The 15,139-nt window shown below is 68.4% G+C and carries 15 protein-coding genes; 8 read left to right on the forward strand and 7 right to left on the reverse strand.

Annotated features, from left to right (window positions below):
- Nucleotides 1-133 precede the first annotated feature (133 nt).
- Nucleotides 134-1,225, forward strand: coding sequence for a hypothetical protein (locus tag ABZZ22_RS04720; RefSeq protein WP_354927315.1), 1,092 nt, complete (start codon nt 134-136; stop codon nt 1,223-1,225).
- 10 nt (nt 1,226-1,235) lie between these two features.
- Here the strand turns inward: ABZZ22_RS04720 and ABZZ22_RS04725 are convergent, their stop codons facing one another.
- Nucleotides 1,236-2,735, reverse strand: a complete 1,500-nt coding sequence (locus ABZZ22_RS04725) for an FAD-dependent oxidoreductase (RefSeq protein ID WP_354927317.1) — start codon at nt 2,733-2,735, stop codon at nt 1,236-1,238.
- A 121-nt stretch (nt 2,736-2,856) separates the two neighbouring features.
- Here ABZZ22_RS04725 and ABZZ22_RS04730 point away from each other — a divergent pair, with 121 nt between their 5' ends.
- A complete protein-coding gene (locus ABZZ22_RS04730; RefSeq protein WP_354927319.1) occupies nt 2,857-4,137 on the forward strand; it encodes a cation:proton antiporter in 1,281 nt (426 codons plus the stop codon).
- Nucleotides 4,138-4,160: 23 nt separating this feature from the next.
- Nucleotides 4,161-5,159: a 5'-3' exonuclease H3TH domain-containing protein gene (locus ABZZ22_RS04735; RefSeq protein ID WP_354927321.1), complete on the forward strand. Its 999-nt coding sequence runs from the start codon at nt 4,161-4,163 to the stop codon at nt 5,157-5,159.
- Between the two features lie 14 nt (nt 5,160-5,173).
- Here ABZZ22_RS04735 and ABZZ22_RS04740 read toward each other — a convergent pair whose 3' ends face one another.
- Nucleotides 5,174-6,352: an aminotransferase class I/II-fold pyridoxal phosphate-dependent enzyme gene (locus ABZZ22_RS04740; RefSeq protein WP_354927323.1), complete on the reverse strand. Its 1,179-nt coding sequence runs from the start codon at nt 6,350-6,352 to the stop codon at nt 5,174-5,176.
- Between the two features lie 105 nt (nt 6,353-6,457).
- Between ABZZ22_RS04740 and ABZZ22_RS04745 the strand changes: the two genes are divergently transcribed.
- Nucleotides 6,458-6,958: an Lrp/AsnC family transcriptional regulator gene (locus tag ABZZ22_RS04745; RefSeq protein WP_354927325.1), complete on the forward strand. Its 501-nt coding sequence runs from the start codon at nt 6,458-6,460 to the stop codon at nt 6,956-6,958.
- A 22-nt stretch (nt 6,959-6,980) separates the two neighbouring features.
- On the opposite strand, the gene ABZZ22_RS04750 is transcribed toward ABZZ22_RS04745, so the two are convergent.
- Together ABZZ22_RS04750 and ABZZ22_RS04755 are read right to left on the reverse strand one after the other, a co-directional pair.
- Complete coding sequence (locus ABZZ22_RS04750) at nt 6,981-7,193, reverse strand: dodecin (protein ID WP_354927327.1); 213 nt, start codon at nt 7,191-7,193, stop codon at nt 6,981-6,983.
- Between the two features lie 107 nt (nt 7,194-7,300).
- Complete coding sequence (locus ABZZ22_RS04755) at nt 7,301-7,615, reverse strand: hypothetical protein (protein ID WP_354927329.1); 315 nt, start codon at nt 7,613-7,615, stop codon at nt 7,301-7,303.
- A 376-nt stretch (nt 7,616-7,991) separates the two neighbouring features.
- On the opposite strand from ABZZ22_RS04755, the gene ABZZ22_RS04760 reads away from it, so the two are divergent.
- The gene (locus tag ABZZ22_RS04760; RefSeq protein WP_354927331.1) at nt 7,992-8,438 is read left to right on the forward strand and encodes a hypothetical protein; all 447 of its coding nucleotides are present in this window, start codon (nt 7,992-7,994) and stop codon (nt 8,436-8,438) included.
- Between the two features lie 259 nt (nt 8,439-8,697).
- On the opposite strand, the gene ABZZ22_RS04765 is transcribed toward ABZZ22_RS04760, so the two are convergent.
- The 3 genes from ABZZ22_RS04765 to ABZZ22_RS04775 form a co-directional block, all read right to left on the reverse strand.
- The gene (locus tag ABZZ22_RS04765; RefSeq protein ID WP_354927333.1) at nt 8,698-9,489 is read right to left on the reverse strand and encodes a DUF2182 domain-containing protein; all 792 of its coding nucleotides are present in this window, start codon (nt 9,487-9,489) and stop codon (nt 8,698-8,700) included.
- Nucleotides 9,490-9,510: 21 nt separating this feature from the next.
- Nucleotides 9,511-10,128, reverse strand: a complete 618-nt coding sequence (locus tag ABZZ22_RS04770) for a DUF1326 domain-containing protein (protein WP_354927335.1) — start codon at nt 10,126-10,128, stop codon at nt 9,511-9,513.
- 158 nt (nt 10,129-10,286) lie between these two features.
- Entirely contained in the window at nt 10,287-11,360 is a 1,074-nt protein-coding gene (locus ABZZ22_RS04775; protein WP_354927337.1) for a methyltransferase domain-containing protein, read from the reverse strand.
- 295 nt (nt 11,361-11,655) lie between these two features.
- On the opposite strand from ABZZ22_RS04775, the gene ABZZ22_RS04780 reads away from it, so the two are divergent.
- The 3 genes from ABZZ22_RS04780 (at nt 11,656) to ABZZ22_RS04790 (ending at nt 14,901) form a co-directional block, all read left to right on the forward strand.
- Nucleotides 11,656-12,558: an HAD-IIB family hydrolase gene (locus tag ABZZ22_RS04780; protein WP_354927339.1), complete on the forward strand. Its 903-nt coding sequence runs from the start codon at nt 11,656-11,658 to the stop codon at nt 12,556-12,558.
- Between the two features lie 58 nt (nt 12,559-12,616).
- Nucleotides 12,617-13,486: a GIY-YIG nuclease family protein gene (locus ABZZ22_RS04785; protein ID WP_354927341.1), complete on the forward strand. Its 870-nt coding sequence runs from the start codon at nt 12,617-12,619 to the stop codon at nt 13,484-13,486.
- A gap of 398 nt (nt 13,487-13,884) precedes the next feature.
- Nucleotides 13,885-14,901: a hypothetical protein gene (locus tag ABZZ22_RS04790; protein ID WP_354927343.1), complete on the forward strand. Its 1,017-nt coding sequence runs from the start codon at nt 13,885-13,887 to the stop codon at nt 14,899-14,901.
- Nucleotides 14,902-15,139 lie beyond the last annotated feature (238 nt).

Below are 15,139 nucleotides of genomic sequence, written 5' to 3' on the forward strand. Positions count from 1 at the left end.
CGGGACGACCCACAGAGTAACCGAACCGGCGGGTTGCAGGTCCTGGCCTGAGGTCATGACCCGGTACGGCCCGGGGTACTGGCCGAATCATGTCCATTCCTCCACGGCCGCGCGCCCGTTGACGCAGATGTCCATGTCACTCGCAGAACGCTCGACTCGCCTCAGCAGCCGCGCGCGCAAGCTGCCCTGGGGCCTGGCTCTGAGGGCGGCGGGCGCGGGGGCCGTCGCCTTCTGGGTCGGCGCCGTCTTTCCGGGGCCGGCCGGCGAGTTCCCCTACTACGCCCCGCTGGGGGCCGTGGTGGCGATGTCGTCGACAGTGATGGGCTCGGTTCGCAACGCCGTCCAGAGCGTCGCCAGCATCTGGCTGGGCTCGGCCATCGCGCTGGCCACGGCTGCGGTCATGGCACCCAGTGAGTTGACGGTGGCCCTGGTGATCGGCCTGGGGACGGTGGCGGTGAACTGGCGTCTCCTCGGCGGTATGGGCCAATGGGTCCCCACGGCAGCCTTGTTCGTGCTGATCATCGGAGCCAAGGATCCCGTCGCGTTCGTCAGTGCCTACGGCGGGCTCACCTTGATCGGCGCCGCGATCGGCGTCGTGGCGATCCTGCTCTTCCCCCAGCTGCCGCTCGGCCCCGCGGAGGAGGCGATGCGCGACGTCCGCGCAGAGGTGATCGTCCAGCTCCGCCAGCTGGCACACGCCCTCCACGGCGACCGGCCACCGACAGAGGCCGAGTGGCGTGAGCGCCGAGCACGGCTGGAGCCCGCTCTCCAGCGTATGCGAGACGCGAGAGAGCTCGTCCTGGAGGCGTCACGAGCAAACCGGCGGCTGGCACATCACCAAAGCCTCCTGCAGAGACAGTTCGAGCAGACGGCAAGCCTCGAGCGGGTGTGCGTGCTCGTCGAGGGCCTGACCCAGCTGCTGGAGGAGGAGGAACGCGCGGAGAACGAACGCGTCGGGCTCGGCCCGCAGCTGCGGCCGCCCACGGCGCGAGCGTTGCTCGCTTTGGCGGACCTGGTCGACTCGGGAGACGGGCGCACCGTGAAGATCGCCGCGATGGCGGCCGCGCGCGAGACCCTGGACGGCCTCGTCGACGAGATCCATGCCGTACGCGTGGGCGAGTCCTCGGACGACGAGCTCTTCACCGCAGGCAGCATCGTCACCAACATCCGGCGGTGCCTGGAGACGCCGCGACCGGTGGGCGATGAAGAGGCGGCGCTCGGGTGAGACGTTCCGCCTAGGCCTCGGGCGACGCGCCGCGCCGAACGAGCGCCTTGGTGGCGGGCCCCTCCAGGACCTCCCCGCCGGCCGAGAAACGCGAACCGTGCAGTGGGCAGTCCCAGCTCTTCTCCGCGTCGTTCCAGCGCAGCGCGCCGCCCAGGTGGGTGCAGAGCGCGACGACGCTGCACGTACGGCCCTCCAGGTTGGAGGCCCCGACCGGCAGAACGCCGTCACGACCGACGGCCCCGGCCCCGTCCGCGGTGGGAGTGTGCGCCGTCGAGGACTCGGCCCGCACCAGCGAACGGGTTGCGGCCAGACCGACACCGACGTTGAGCGACGCGATGCGGGCCGCGCCGCGCGGGCGCGTGATCCGCCGGCCCAGCACCTTCGCCCAGCTGGGCGTCGAACCCAGGATCTGGCCGGCGATGGTTCGCGCCGCGGCCACGCCGTTGGTCAGGCCCCACTTGTCGTAACCCGTGGCCAGGTAGATCTGTCCGCCGCCGCGGGGCAGCTTGCCGACGAACGGGATCCCGTCGTGGGAGGCGTAGTCCTGGGCGGACCACGCGTGCGTCTCGGCGGCTCCCTCGAAGTGTCGCGCCGTCCACTCCCGCAGCTCGTGGAGCCGGCTCAGCTCGGACCCGGTGCGGCCGACGACGTGCCCGGCACCGCCCACGAGGAGCCGCGGCCCGGTGGTGGCGTCCCCGGGAACGCCGCGGATCGACCTGCTCGATGCGGCCACCGAGATGTACATCGCCGGCGGCGGCTCGACTCCCTCGAAGGCGAGGAGGTAGGAGCGCTTGGGCTCGACCTTGGCGAAGTAGAGCCCACGATCCAGCGTCGGCACCCCGGTCGCGAGCACGACGTTCTCGGCGTGGAGCACCCGTCCGTCGTCGAGGGTGATCTCGGGCTCCCCTCGTCCGGACACACCCATCACCCGGCGGCCCTCGTGCACCGTCCCGTCGTGGCCGCGAAGCTGCGTGGCGAGGGCACCGAGCACGTCCATCGGGTCGAACTGGGCCTGGTCCGCCAAGACAGTGGCACCCACGAGCGGGAACGGAACCTCGAGACGGTCGGCCCAACGTACGTCCAGACCGAGCGAGGCGGCCGCCTCATGCTCTTCGCGGACGCTGGTGAGCTCGTCGTCGGCACTCGCATAGGTCACCGCGTCGCGGGTCTGGACGGGGACGTCGTGCTCCGCGCAGAACCCCAGCAGCCACTCCATGCCCTCGCGGTTCGCGTCGACGTACGCCTCTGCGACACCGCGTGACTGCGCGGACAGGATCTGGGAGAGCCTGGTCCCCTGAAGCAGCGAGAGCTTTCCCGTCGTACGACCCGTGGTGCCCGAACCCACCCGGCGTGCCTCGACGACGCCGACCCGGCGCCCGGCACGTGCCAGCATCAGGCCGACCGTCAGCCCGGTGATGCCTGCGCCCACCACGACATCGTCGAACCGGTCGTCGTCGGGGAAAGGGTCCGGTGTCGGGTTCTCAGGGTGGTCCTGCCACATCGCTCGCATGTCTGCCAGGTACCCGTTCGGCGAGTCGGTCAGGCTCGGTCCGGCTGCTTCGTACGTAACCTAGGTGCCAGAAGACCGTCCGAGCGCACCCTCCCTACGCGACGAAACGGGGCGAGTAGCCATGACCGCGGACCTTGCCTACGTGGTGGCCGGCGCCAGTCTGCTGCTGGCGATCGTGCTCCCCGACCTGCTCAGCCGGTGGGCGATCTCAGCACCGATGGTGCTGGTCGGGGTCGGGATGCTGATCGGGCTGACCCCGCTTCCCGACGGCCTGCCGCTGGACCCGCAGGACAACCGGGCCGTGATCGAGCACACCACCGAGCTGGTCGTCATCGTGGCGCTGATGGGTGTGGGTCTGGCGATCGACCGCCCGCTCGAGGTCCGCAGCTGGACGAGCTGGCGACAGTGGTCCCCGACGTGGCGGCTGCTGGTGATCGGGATGCCGCTCACCATCGCCGCGGTCGCGACCCTCGGCTGGGCCGCGGGTCTGCCGCCCGCGGTCGCGCTGCTGCTGGGCGCGGCGCTGGCGCCCACCGATCCGGTGCTCGCCTCCGACGTCCAGGTGGCGGGCCCGCAGACCGGTGGCCACGAGGTCGACGAGAGTGACGAGCTCCGGTTCACGCTCACCTCGGAGGCCGGTCTGAACGACGGTCTCGCCTTCCCCTTCGTCTACGCCGCGATCCTGCTCGCGACCGAAGGCGCCGTGTCGAACTGGGCTCTGGAGTGGGTGGGCTTCTACCTGGTGGCGAAGGTGGCGATCGGCGTCCTCGCCGGGGTCGTGGTCGGAAAGGTGCTCGCCTACGTCGCGTTCCGGTCCAGCAACCGGGCCCTGCGGGTGGCGGAGCGGGGCGAGTCTCTGCTGGCGCTCGCGGCACTGGTCGCGTCGTACGGCGTCGGCGAGGTCCTTGGTGGCTACGGCTTCCTCTCCGTCTTCGTCTGCGCCATCTCCTTCCGCTCCGCGGAGCGGTCCCACGACTACCACGCCGCGATGCACGAGGTGGCCGAGCGGCTCGAGCGGCTGCTGACGCTCTTCGTCCTCCTCATCCTCGGCATCGCGCTCACCCGTGGTCTGCTCGATGCCCTCGACTGGCGGGGAGTCGCCATCGGACTGGCGCTGATCCTGGTGGTCCGACCGGCTGCGGGGATCGTGGCGCTGGCCCCATGGCCGACCCGGGGCAAGGGCAAGGTCCGGCTCACGCGGCCCGAACGCTGGACCGCGGCGTTCTTCGGAGTCCGCGGAATCGGGTCCATCTACTACCTCGCGTACGCCGCCGGCGAGGACCAGTCACTGGCCCAGGACTGGCTGTGGTCGACGGTCGTCTTCACCGTCGTCGCCTCGGTGCTCCTCCACGGGATCCTCGCCACCCCGGTGATGGCACGCATCGATGCCGGCCGGCGGTGACCTCCACCCCTACGATGGGCGCGATGTCGATGAACAGCTCGCCGCGCCGTCTCCTGCTGGTCGTCGACGCCCCCTCCCTCCTGCACCGCAACCACCATGCCCGCGCGCACACCCGGATGATCGACCGTGCCGGCCGGCCCGCCTGGGCGCTGCACGGGATGCTGCGGCAGATCCTCGACTCGATCGACGCCTTCGCGCCCGACGCGGTGCTCTTCGGCCTCGACGACCGCACCTCCTCCGTACGCAGGGACGCCTACCCCGACTACAAGGCCGGACGCGCCGAGAAGGACCCGATGCTGGTCGAGCAGCTCGACCGGGCCGGTGCGATGCTCGACGCCCTCGGGCTCACAACCGTCACTCCCCCGGGCCTCGAGGCCGACGACGTGAACGCCTCCGCCGCGGCGTGGGCGGTCCGCAACGGGTGGAACTGCGTCGTCATCACCTCCGACCGCGACGCGTTCGCGCTGATCAGCGACCACACCCAGGTCCTGCGGCTGATCAACGGCGGCATCAACGGCTCACCGCTGCTCAACCCCGCCCGGCTGTATGCGATGTACGGCGTGCCGGCCACGCGCTACCTCGAGTACGCCGCGCTCCGCGGTGACGCCAGCGACAACCTGCCCGGCGTGAGCGGCATCGGCGAGAAGACCGCCGCAGCCCTCCTCGACCAGGTCGGCCCCATGGAGCGGGTCTGGTCCGACATCGACGACAACTCGGGTCGTGAGGTGACGGCTGTGCTCGACACTTGGGCCACCGGCGCCGGCGTACGCCGCATCTCGGCACGCGTCGTCCGCGCACTCTCCGCTCCCGGCGCGCGAGAGCGCTACGAATTCAACCTCCGCATGATGGCCTGCCACGAGGACCTCGACCTCCGGCTCACCCCGGACATCCCCGGCACCCCCGGCCTCCTCCCCCTCGACCTGGACCGGGTCTCGCGCGTCGTCGGTTTCCTCGGTATCGAGGCGACCACGTCGCTGGCACAGCGGGTGCTCAGCACCAATCCAGCCTCGGTGGTCACCTAGACCGATTAGTCGGCTCAGGTGAGCTGAGGCGAGAGGGCGGAGTCGAGGTCGGCCATCAGGTCCTCCGGGCTCTCGAGGCCGATCGAGAGGCGTACGAGGTTGGCTGACGGCTTGGCGTGGGCGGCGACCGGGCGGTGGGTGAGACCGGCGGGGTGCTGGATGAGCGAGTCGACGCCGCCGAGCGAGACGGCGTGGGTGAAGAGCTCGACCGACGAGGTCAGGCGGGCGGCTGCGTCGTATCCGCCGTGCAGCGCGATCGTGACCATGGCGCCGGGGCCGTACATCTGCTTGCCGACCAGGCCGCGATCGTCGTCCTCGCCCGGGAAGTAGACGCGCTCGACCTCCCGGTGCGACTGCAGCCAGGTCGCGATCTCGATCGCGCCGGCCTGCTGGGCACGGACGCGGGTCGGCAGGGTCGAGAGGCCGCGGTGCAGGAGGTAGGCACCGAGCGGGTGCAGGAGGCCACCGGTGACGGCCCGGACCTGACGAAGCCGCGAAGCGGTCTCCTCGTCGCAGGCGATCACGCCACCGACCACGTCGCCGTGCCCGCCGATGTACTTGGTCGCGCTGTGCAGCGACATCGTCGCCCCCAGCGTGAGCGGGTTCTGCAGCACCGGGGTGGCGAAGGTGTTGTCGACGAGCACCGGCACGTCGCCAGCGGCCGTCACCACGGTGGCGATGTCGACGAGGTCGAGAGTCGGGTTGGCCGGCGTCTCCAGCACGACCAGCGCCGTGTCCGGTCGGACCGATGCGGCGACCTCGTCTTCGGTGCAGAACGTCACCTCGACGCCGAGCAGGCCGGAGGCGAGCAGATGGTCGGTGCCGCCGTACAGCGGGCGGACCGCGACGATGTGCCGCTTGCCGCTGAAGGAGGTGCTCGCGATGATCGCCGCGGTCATCGCGGCCATCCCCGAGGCGTACGCGACCGCCGTCTCGGCCTGCTCGAGTCGCGCCAGCGCCGACTCGAAGCGCGCGACGGTGGGGTTCCACAGCCGCTGGTAGACGAACCCGCCGTCGGCGAGCGGCTCACCGCCGGTCGCCATCGCCTCGTACGAGGCCCCGCCTCGCTCGATGTCGGGGAGCGGGTTGGTCGAGGAGAGATCGAGCGGGAGGGCGTGGACGCCGAGCATCGCCAGGTCCTCCCGTCCGGCGTGGACAGCGATCGAGTCGAGCTGGGAGTTCGCAAGCGGCATGCCAAGATGGTGGCGAGAATCCCAAGATCTGGCCATATTGATTGCTGAAGATCCCGGCAGATACCCGATACTGCCATTTCCGAGCAATCCGACCGACAACCGAGGGTGTCCCAGTTGGCGAAAATACAACCCCCTGCAGCCGCCCTCGACGCCGTCGACCGCGGAATCCTGCGCGAGCTCGGCGACAACCCCGAGCTCACCAACAAGGCCCTCGCGACCCGTCTCGGGATCGCCGAGTCGACCTGCGCCTACCGGCTGCGGGCGCTGCGCGACAACGGCGTCATCACCGGCCGCCGCCTCGACGTCGACACCCGCACTCTCGGCTACCCGCTGCAGGCAGTGATCAAGGTCCGGCTCGGCAGTCATAGCAAGGAGCACGTCGAGAAGCTGTACGACGACCTGGTCCGGACCCCGGGCGTCATCCAGGCCTTCCACGTCGCCGGCGCCGACGACTTCCACCTCTACGTCGCCGTCGAGGACGCCGAGGCGCTGCGCGACTTCGTCCTGCAGCACGTGACCGTCCACCGCGTCGTACGGCAGACCGAGACGTTGCTCGTCTTCGAGCTCCGCGAGGGGCCGGGCGTGCTGCCGCGCGACCCGGCGTAGATCTTGGACTTACGCGGTTCCGTCAGTCGTCCTCCATGCGGAAGCCGACCTTGAGCCCGACCTGGAAGTGCTGGATGTCGCCCTCGTCGACGTGGCCACGGATCTGGGTGACCTCGAACCAGTCCAGATGACGCAACGTCTGGGAGGCGCGGCCGAGTCCGTTGCGGATGGCGTCGTCGAGTCCGACCTCGGAGGTTCCGACGATCTCGGTGACGCGGTAGGTGTGTGCAGACATGATGCCGCCCCTTCTCATGGTGGTTGTCGTACAGGCCGAGCTGAACCAGCTCTGTACCCACCATGGGCGCCAGGTAGAGACCGCGCAAGGACCCAGCTACGGGGCGGTCAGCCTCGTGACTCGGCCGCGACCCGGCGCTCGTGCAGGCGCTGCTGGGCGGCCGGCAGGTAGACCAGGCAGGGCGCGTCGGCTTCCGGGTGCTTCTCCTTGAGGTGGAAGATCCAGCGGTCCATCGCAGCCATGTAGCCGTTGTCCTCGCCGGCACGATAGGTGGACCACGGCCGGTCGCCCTTCGTCGTGCAGACCGTGCAGGCCACCTTGTAGACGAACTGGTCGTCCTCGCCGACGTCGATCTTCACCTTCGCGAGCGGCCCGGCCTCGACAGCCGCCTTCCGCTCCCGCGCCGAACGACTCGCCACCATGTCCACCACTCCCCTGACCGATCCTCGCCATGCCCGGACCGTCGGTCTCGAACCTCATCCACAGCCTAGTGTCCTGCGCCCACGCCTCCGGCATCGCTCGGCCGACGTCCCCGAGGTCGGCGGGGCCGGGTGCGTACACGTCCCCCTACTGGGTCGGTAGCTGCTGATGCAAGAGCTCCCAGGGTACGCCGCGGCCGATGCAGCTTCCCGGTGATCCGATCGGCCTACGCCGAGCAACAGAGCAGGTGTACCCACAACGAAATCGGAGCTGTGATGAACCTGACCTTCGTGCGAGGGGGACGTCGGCTCGTGGATCTGGGGCATCGCGATCAGGCAGCTGCTACAGCACTTCCGTGGCAAGCGGCTGCCGGTGCCGGTGAGCGCGGATCTGATCGCCGCGACCGCACACGTGGTCCGGAGCGCGGAGGACGAGCTGCTGGTCGCCGTCGAACACGGCGACGTCGGCACCGCGATGCGCACGCTGTCGCCCGAGCTCCGCGCCGTCATCAAGGCGACCGTCATCGTCGGCGTGGTCGGAGTGCTGGTGCTCGTGCTGATGGAGCGCGTAGCGCGCTGGCCGTGGACGATGTGGCCGCTGGAGGGCATCACGATCGGGCTCCTCGCCGCGGGGACGGCCTGGTGCTTCGACGAACCGGCCGCAGAGGTGGTCGACGCCGCACCGCGACACCTGACCTGGCGCACCGGGGCCCGGGCCACCGGGGTCTCCTCCTGCTGGTCGTGTGGGCGGTCGCCGTCCTCCGGGCCCGCGAAAGCCACTTCGGCCACCCGTGGGCAGTCGCACTCCAGGGCGTCGCCGCCATGATCGCCTCGGCAGCGTACGCGACCTGTCGGCGTGCCTACGGCGAACCGACACCGGGACGGACAGTCGGGCTCGTCGTGGTCCCCGCCACCGTGTTCTGTGCACTGATCCGGCCACTACCCGACGCCCTGCCGCTCTTCCCCTACGCCGACGGCAGCGTCGGGTTCGGCCGATGGGAGACATCCATCGGCCTGTGGTCGACCACGGCCGGCGTCGCGACGCTCCTCCTGGCGCCGCACTGGCTGACGCCCGCTGGTGGCGCTCAGAGGCTGATCGCGGCGAGCAGCGTGGGCTGGAGCAGAACGGCCAGGCCGAGCGCGATCACCAGGGTTCCGACGACCTTGGCGAGCGCCGCACCGTGGCGCCAGTTCTTCTCGGCGAGGAAGACCACCGCGATGGCCGCCATCCAGACCAGGTTCATCAGCCCGACAACGAACAGCACGGCCATGAGCGCCCAGCAGCAGCCGAGGCAGAAGGCACCGTGGACCGCGCCGGTGCGTAGCGCGCCGACCATGCCGCCGCCGAAGTCGTGCGTCATCAGGAACGACATCGGACTGCGGCACGCACGCTGGCAGGCCTGCTTCCACCCGCTGAACTGGTACGCCCCGCAGACGACCAGCACGGCGCCGCCGAGCGGCGCGATCCAGCCGGTGTCGTGAGCGACGTTCCGGAACGCGACCAGCACCGCCAGCGGCACCAGCCCGGCGGCGGTCCACACGATGAGGTAACCGGCCCCGAAGGCGATGCTGGACACGGCACTCTCCCTGCGGCGCCGCGCCACCATCCGGTGCAGCAGGACGATGGGCGCCACCGTCGGGAACATCATCGCGACCATCATCGTCGCCCACATCGCCAGGAAGGTGGCGGCGCTCATGTCGAAGGGCATCATCGCCGTACCGATCGCGCCCAGGCCCGACGCCATGTGTCCCATATCGGCGGCCCAGCCGACCGTCGACCACCAGGCGATGGCGGCCAGCGTCAGCAGGACGCCGACTGTCACCAGCGTCGCCCGTGCCTCCAGCGCCCGGTAGGCCGAGCGGGGCGTATCAGTCATGTTCGGGGAACCACCCAGCGCCTACACGGCAGCGAGCCGGTTCTCGCTCGACCACTCGACGTCGGCCAGGTACGAGTTCTTGTTGGGGTGCTCCATGGTCACCCCGTCGGCGTCGACCCGCAGAGTCGACGTGGTGCCGATGAGGCCGTCCTGGAAGATGAAGCCGTCCTTGAGCAATATGTGCGGCTCGTGCCGCTCGCCGGTCACCGGGTTGCTGAACGCCTGCCAGGTGACGTCGACCTTGTCGCCCACGCGTACGCGCGGGTTGCCGTCGGTCTCGGTGATCTCGATCGACTCGAAGAAGGGGCCGTGGATGTCGGTGAACGTCGAGGCGAGGATCTCCCACGGAAGACCCGGGTCCTCGGCGGTGAGGATCGGCACCAACGCCTGCTGCTGCTCCTCGTTGCCGTCGATGAACAGCACGAGTGCGCCGTTGCCCTCATGGATCGCGCCCGGCCACTTGGCCCCGGCGATCACCTTCGCGCCGGCCAGGTCGACCCCATCCTTCTCGCCCTCGGTGACGGAGAACGCCACCACCCCTTCGCACATGCCGTACGTCGGGAAGCCGCTCAGGTTGCAACCGCAGCCGAGCTCGCAGTTGCACGCCTCGTAGTACTTCGCCTTGATCCGCCAAGCCATGACAATCCCCTCTCTAACGAGCTGTCGGAAACGGTTCATCCCGTCCGCGAGAGGGGGCGTTCGCCCCGGCAACTAGACCTTCATCCCAGCGTAGGAGCGCGTGGACCGGCCGGAATCATCAACGTGGGGTATTCGCCGCGGGAACCGACTTCGACGGATCAGAACAGCCGGTAGAAGCGCCAGAACCCGAAATTCTCGATCGGGAGGACCTCGAACCCGCGGAAGCCGGCGGCCTCGCCGTAGCCCTGCAGCGTCGATGCGCGCATCACCGTTCCGGTCCCGACACTCGGGGGCGAGGAGAGCCCATCCGGCAGACACACCAAGAGGCTGAACCCGTACATCAACCGCTCCATCTCGTCGCCGTCCGGAGCGAAGCTGTCCGCCACGGCCTCGTCCATCACCACCAGCGATCCTCCGGGCGCGAGCGTCCTCCGGACCGCGCTGAGCACCTCGACCGGCCGAGGCATGTCGTGCACGCACTCGAAGGCGAAGGCCACGTCGACCGTCCCCTCCTCGAGGGTGGCTGCGTCCTGGCACACGAACCGCACCCGGTCCTCGACCCCTGCCTCACGGGCGTTCGCCACGGCCATGTCGACCGAGGGCTGGTCGATGTCGATGCCGAGCACGGTGGCCTCGGGGTAGGCGCGCGCCAGGGCGATGCTCGACCATCCTCCGCCGCTGCCAACGTCGAGGATCCGACAGCCCGGATCGGCGAGTCTGTCGTGGACGATGGGCACGCCGGCCAGCGCCGGACCGAGCTGCTTCTCGTACCACGGACGATTGCCGTCGGCCTGGGCCTGCCGAGCGTCATCGCCGAGGTCGTCCCAGCTGACCCCGCCACCGTTCCGGTACGCCTCGAGCAGCCGAGGCAGCGCCGGCCCGACCGCCCCGAACATCCGCGCGATGGGCACCAGATAGGCCAGGCTGGTCGGGTCGGTCATCACCTCCGCCGTGCTGGCCGGGATGGTGAACCGCCGATCGTCGGGACCGCCGTCGGTGTCGACCACCAACAGCCCCACCACCGCCTGCTGCTCGAGCCACTCGCGCGCGTACCGCACCTGTGTCCCCGTACGCCCCGCCAGCTCGACCGCACTCGCCGGCCCCTCGCCCGCCAGGGAGCGATACCAGCCAAGCCGGTCCCCGATGAAGACCGAGACGATCTCTACAGTGCCGAGCAGCGAGCCGAAAAGGCGCTCAGCGACGTCATCTGCCGTCTGCCGCGATGCATCCATCGACCCATCGTCACCCCGGTTCACGATCACTTGAGGAGCCCGTTCGGGCATTACTTGGTTTGAGGTACGACCCTTCGACCTGATCGGTACAGTCAGTTCCGGTTCAGTCCGAACCCGTGCGCCATGAGGGCGTTCTCGTGATGCGACTCGACTGCATCTTTCTCCAAGGAAGAGATCGACGGCCCGAACGCACGTAGAAGCATGGACCGAGGTTCGTGTTTCTAGGCCCTGACGGCCACGCTTGTCGCGCACAGCCTTGATCGGCGACACCTTCAGGACCAACGAGAACGGGCCGATGAACACCTTGATCCTCAGCGACCTCGACGGCACGCTCCTCGGCCCCGGCGCGGCGCTCTCGGCATCGACCCGTAACGGCATCAACGACCTCGTCGCCGACGGTTTGCTGTTCACGTACGCGACCGCCCGCTCGTACGTCTCCGCGGCCCGCGTCACCGACGGGCTCGACCTGCGGATCCCGGTCACCGTCTCCGGTGGCGCCTTCCAGCTCGACCCGCACACCGGCGCGATCCTCAACGAGGAGCGCATTCCGGACGACGACCTGGACACCGTCATCCGGCTCTGCGAGAAGCACCGGGTTCCGCCGATCGTCTACAACGGTACGCCGACGGCCGAGCGGGCGACGTGGGTCGAGGGCGAGGAGTCCGAGGGGATGTGCCGCTTCCTCGCGGACAGGGTCGGGGACCGGCGGTTCCAGCCGGCCACCGACTGGGCCCGTCTCCCCCGCGCCGGCGTCTTCTACGCCACCATCATCGGCGCGGCACCAGCGATCGCCGCCCTGACCGCCGACATCGCGGCGGCCACCGACAGCAGGCTCTCGCTCATCGCGCAGATCGACACGCACCACCCGCAGGACACCTACCTGGAGCTCAGCACCGCGCGGGCGACCAAGGCCCACGCCGTCGCCTGGCTGCGCGACTACCTAGGCGTCGACCAGGTCATCGCCTACGGCGACAACCTCAACGACCTGCCCATGTTCGGGGCAGCCGATGAGGCGTACGCCGTAGCCAACGCCGCATCGGAAGTCATCGCCGCCGCCACTGAGGTCATCGGCTCGAATGGCGACGACGGCGTCGTGGGTCATCTCACGACGGCCTGGTCCCCCGATGCACCGGTGGCACCTGTCGAGGCGGTCAGTCACTCCGTAGACGGCGCGTTGAGCGATGTGAACGTTACGTAAGTGGGCTACGGGACGCCGAGCGTCGCTGAGATGGCCCGCGTGTAGCTAGATTGCCTTCGTGACGAATCCAGAGCAGTCCCAGCACTTTGACCTGACGCTGGACCATCTTCTGACCGCGGCTGGCGTCGCGGACAACACAGCTCTGTTGTTGGTGCGCCACACGTACAAACAGGACGGTCTTCGTGGTCCGGCCGACATGAAGCTCAACAATGTGCTCACCTACACGCGCGAGCAGAATCGCACGGGCAAGATCCCTGCGAACCCACCACCGCTCTGGCTGACGTTCATCGCCGATGGTGGCCGCAGGTCACGATTCGTCACCGCCTACGAGAACCACGGCCTGGTCGACGCCCCAGAACACATCCCGTGGAAGCGGGCACAGGAGCATCGCTGGTTCGATCTTCGACAATCCGATTTGCTGGCCAGTCTGCGAGATCGGCTGGTCATCGAATGGACGTCGGACACGATCAACTGGGCGAAGTCCGGTAAGAGCGCCGACGCGATGCGAGTTGTAGAGATCGCCGACCCGGAGGTCGTTCCGTTTCCTGGATACGACCGGTTCGTCATCGACTACCCGACGCTTCAGACCCTCATCAACGACTCCCGCTACGCCAGTTGGCGCACAGCGTTGGCCGCCGTACAGGGGATCTATCTGATCGCAGATCAGAAGACCGGCAAACTGTACGTCGGGAAGGCCGACGGCAGCGAGCGGTTCCTCGGCCGCTGGACGGCCTACGCGCGCGACGGGCACGGCGGGAACGTCTTGCTCAAGGAGATGGCCGCCGCAGACGCCACCCATCCTCAGGACTTTGTCTTCTCGATCCTGCGGGTCTTCGACCCGACCGCGCCGAGGGCGGAAGTCGATGCCGCCGAGTCGCACTACAAGGAAGCGCTTCTGACTCGCGTCCACGGATACAACAAGAACTGACGAACTACCCCGGATTCGGGACAGCTCAGCGGCACAGTCGGACGGCTGCCCCACCAACGGCCAACTTCGTTGCCCGTGACCAGTCAGGTGCGCCGACAGTGAAAGCTGGCATTGGGAGTTCACCGAGCGCGATCTGACCTACGATCAGATTCCTGCGAGCTCGCGGCGGTTCGGGATGCATTTGGTTCGACGTGACGGACCGCTAGCAACCCATCCGACCGCAAGCCATTCCCCGTCCAAGACCTCAGGACCATCATGGAAAATGAGATTCAGCTCATCAGTGACGGCGACGGCCTAGCGATCATCGGGGATCCGGCCGCGGTCGAACGGTTCCTGGTCTCCGAAGGACTGACTTCGACCGATCTGGGGTTAGAACGGCTCGGGTCAGCCCTAAACGTATGCGCAGCAACAGCCCAGGCGGGTTCGGAGATCACCTCCAACTCGGGGCGCTGGGTGAAGTTGACCAAGGAGTCCGCGAACGCAATCGACAAGTTCGGCTTGAGGACAAGTTCGCAGAGCGGCCTCAGCACCGGCGTGCTGAGGGGAGACAAGGGTCAGATCAAGGGTTTCGTCGAGTTCGCGACGAAACCTGGATCTTTCTGGCCAACCCTGCGCTCCTCGCGGGCGCGGCCGGGATCATGGCGCAGGTCGCGATGCAACAGACCATGGACGAGAACACCGATTACCTCGCCACGATCGACGAAAAGGTCGACGACGTGCTCCGTGCACAGAAGGACAGCGTGCTTGCCAGCATGATCGGCGCGGGCTTCGTCATCGAAGAAGCGATGACCATCCGAGACAAGCGCGGCCGTGTCGACGAAGTCACCTGGTCCAAGGTGCAAGCCATGCCGGCGACGATCGCTGAGACCCAGGCGTACGCGTTGCGCCAGCTCGATGCGCTTGCCGAGAAGATGGAGAAGAAGTCCAAGGTCAGCGATCTTGCGGAGACCGCGAAGGATGCCGAGGCCAAGGCGCAGGAATGGCTTGCCGTACTTGCGCGGTGCTTCGGTCTGCAGGACGCGATCGCAGTGCTCGAGCTCGACCGTGTGCTGGACGCTTCGCCCGACGAGTTGGACGGCCACCGCCTCGGCCTCCAGACAGCCAGGAAGAATCGACTGGATCTCATCTCGCGGTGCACGGCTCGCTTGATGGCCCGCATGGACGCGGCCGCTGACAGAGCCAACACCAAGGTGCTGCTGAATCCGACAAAGGCGCCGGGCCTCGTGCAGTCGAGCAACCACGTCTCAAGTGCGATCGTGGCCTGGGATCGGCTCCCTCTGTCTCAGCAGTTCGACGAGCTGCGCGCAGTCCGACTCGGCGTACGGTCTCACCGTGGAGGTTTGCATGGCCACAGTGACCAACTCCTCTCGCTGCCGACGACGCTACGGCAGTTGCGAGCAACCGTTCGTCCGTGAAGGTATCGCGGTCCTTACCGAGGACGACTCCTCTTCTTCCATTCCTCCTCGGCCCTCTCGCCAGCGGTGTCGTGATGATCGCGCGGGATGCTCAAGATCGACGTGAGTTTCGACGCGCCGACAGGTCCGTTCGCGCGAACGAGGTCCTTGACTGTGAGGATCGACAACGCAGCCTGATCCTGTTGGGCTGTTGCCGAGGATGACGGGACGTGACCCTGTCCTTGACTGGCCCCGGGTG

Origin of the sequence: Nocardioides sp. NPDC006273, assembly GCF_040613495.1 — a bacterium.
In the GTDB taxonomy this organism is placed as follows: Bacteria; Actinomycetota; Actinomycetes; order Propionibacteriales; family Nocardioidaceae; genus Nocardioides.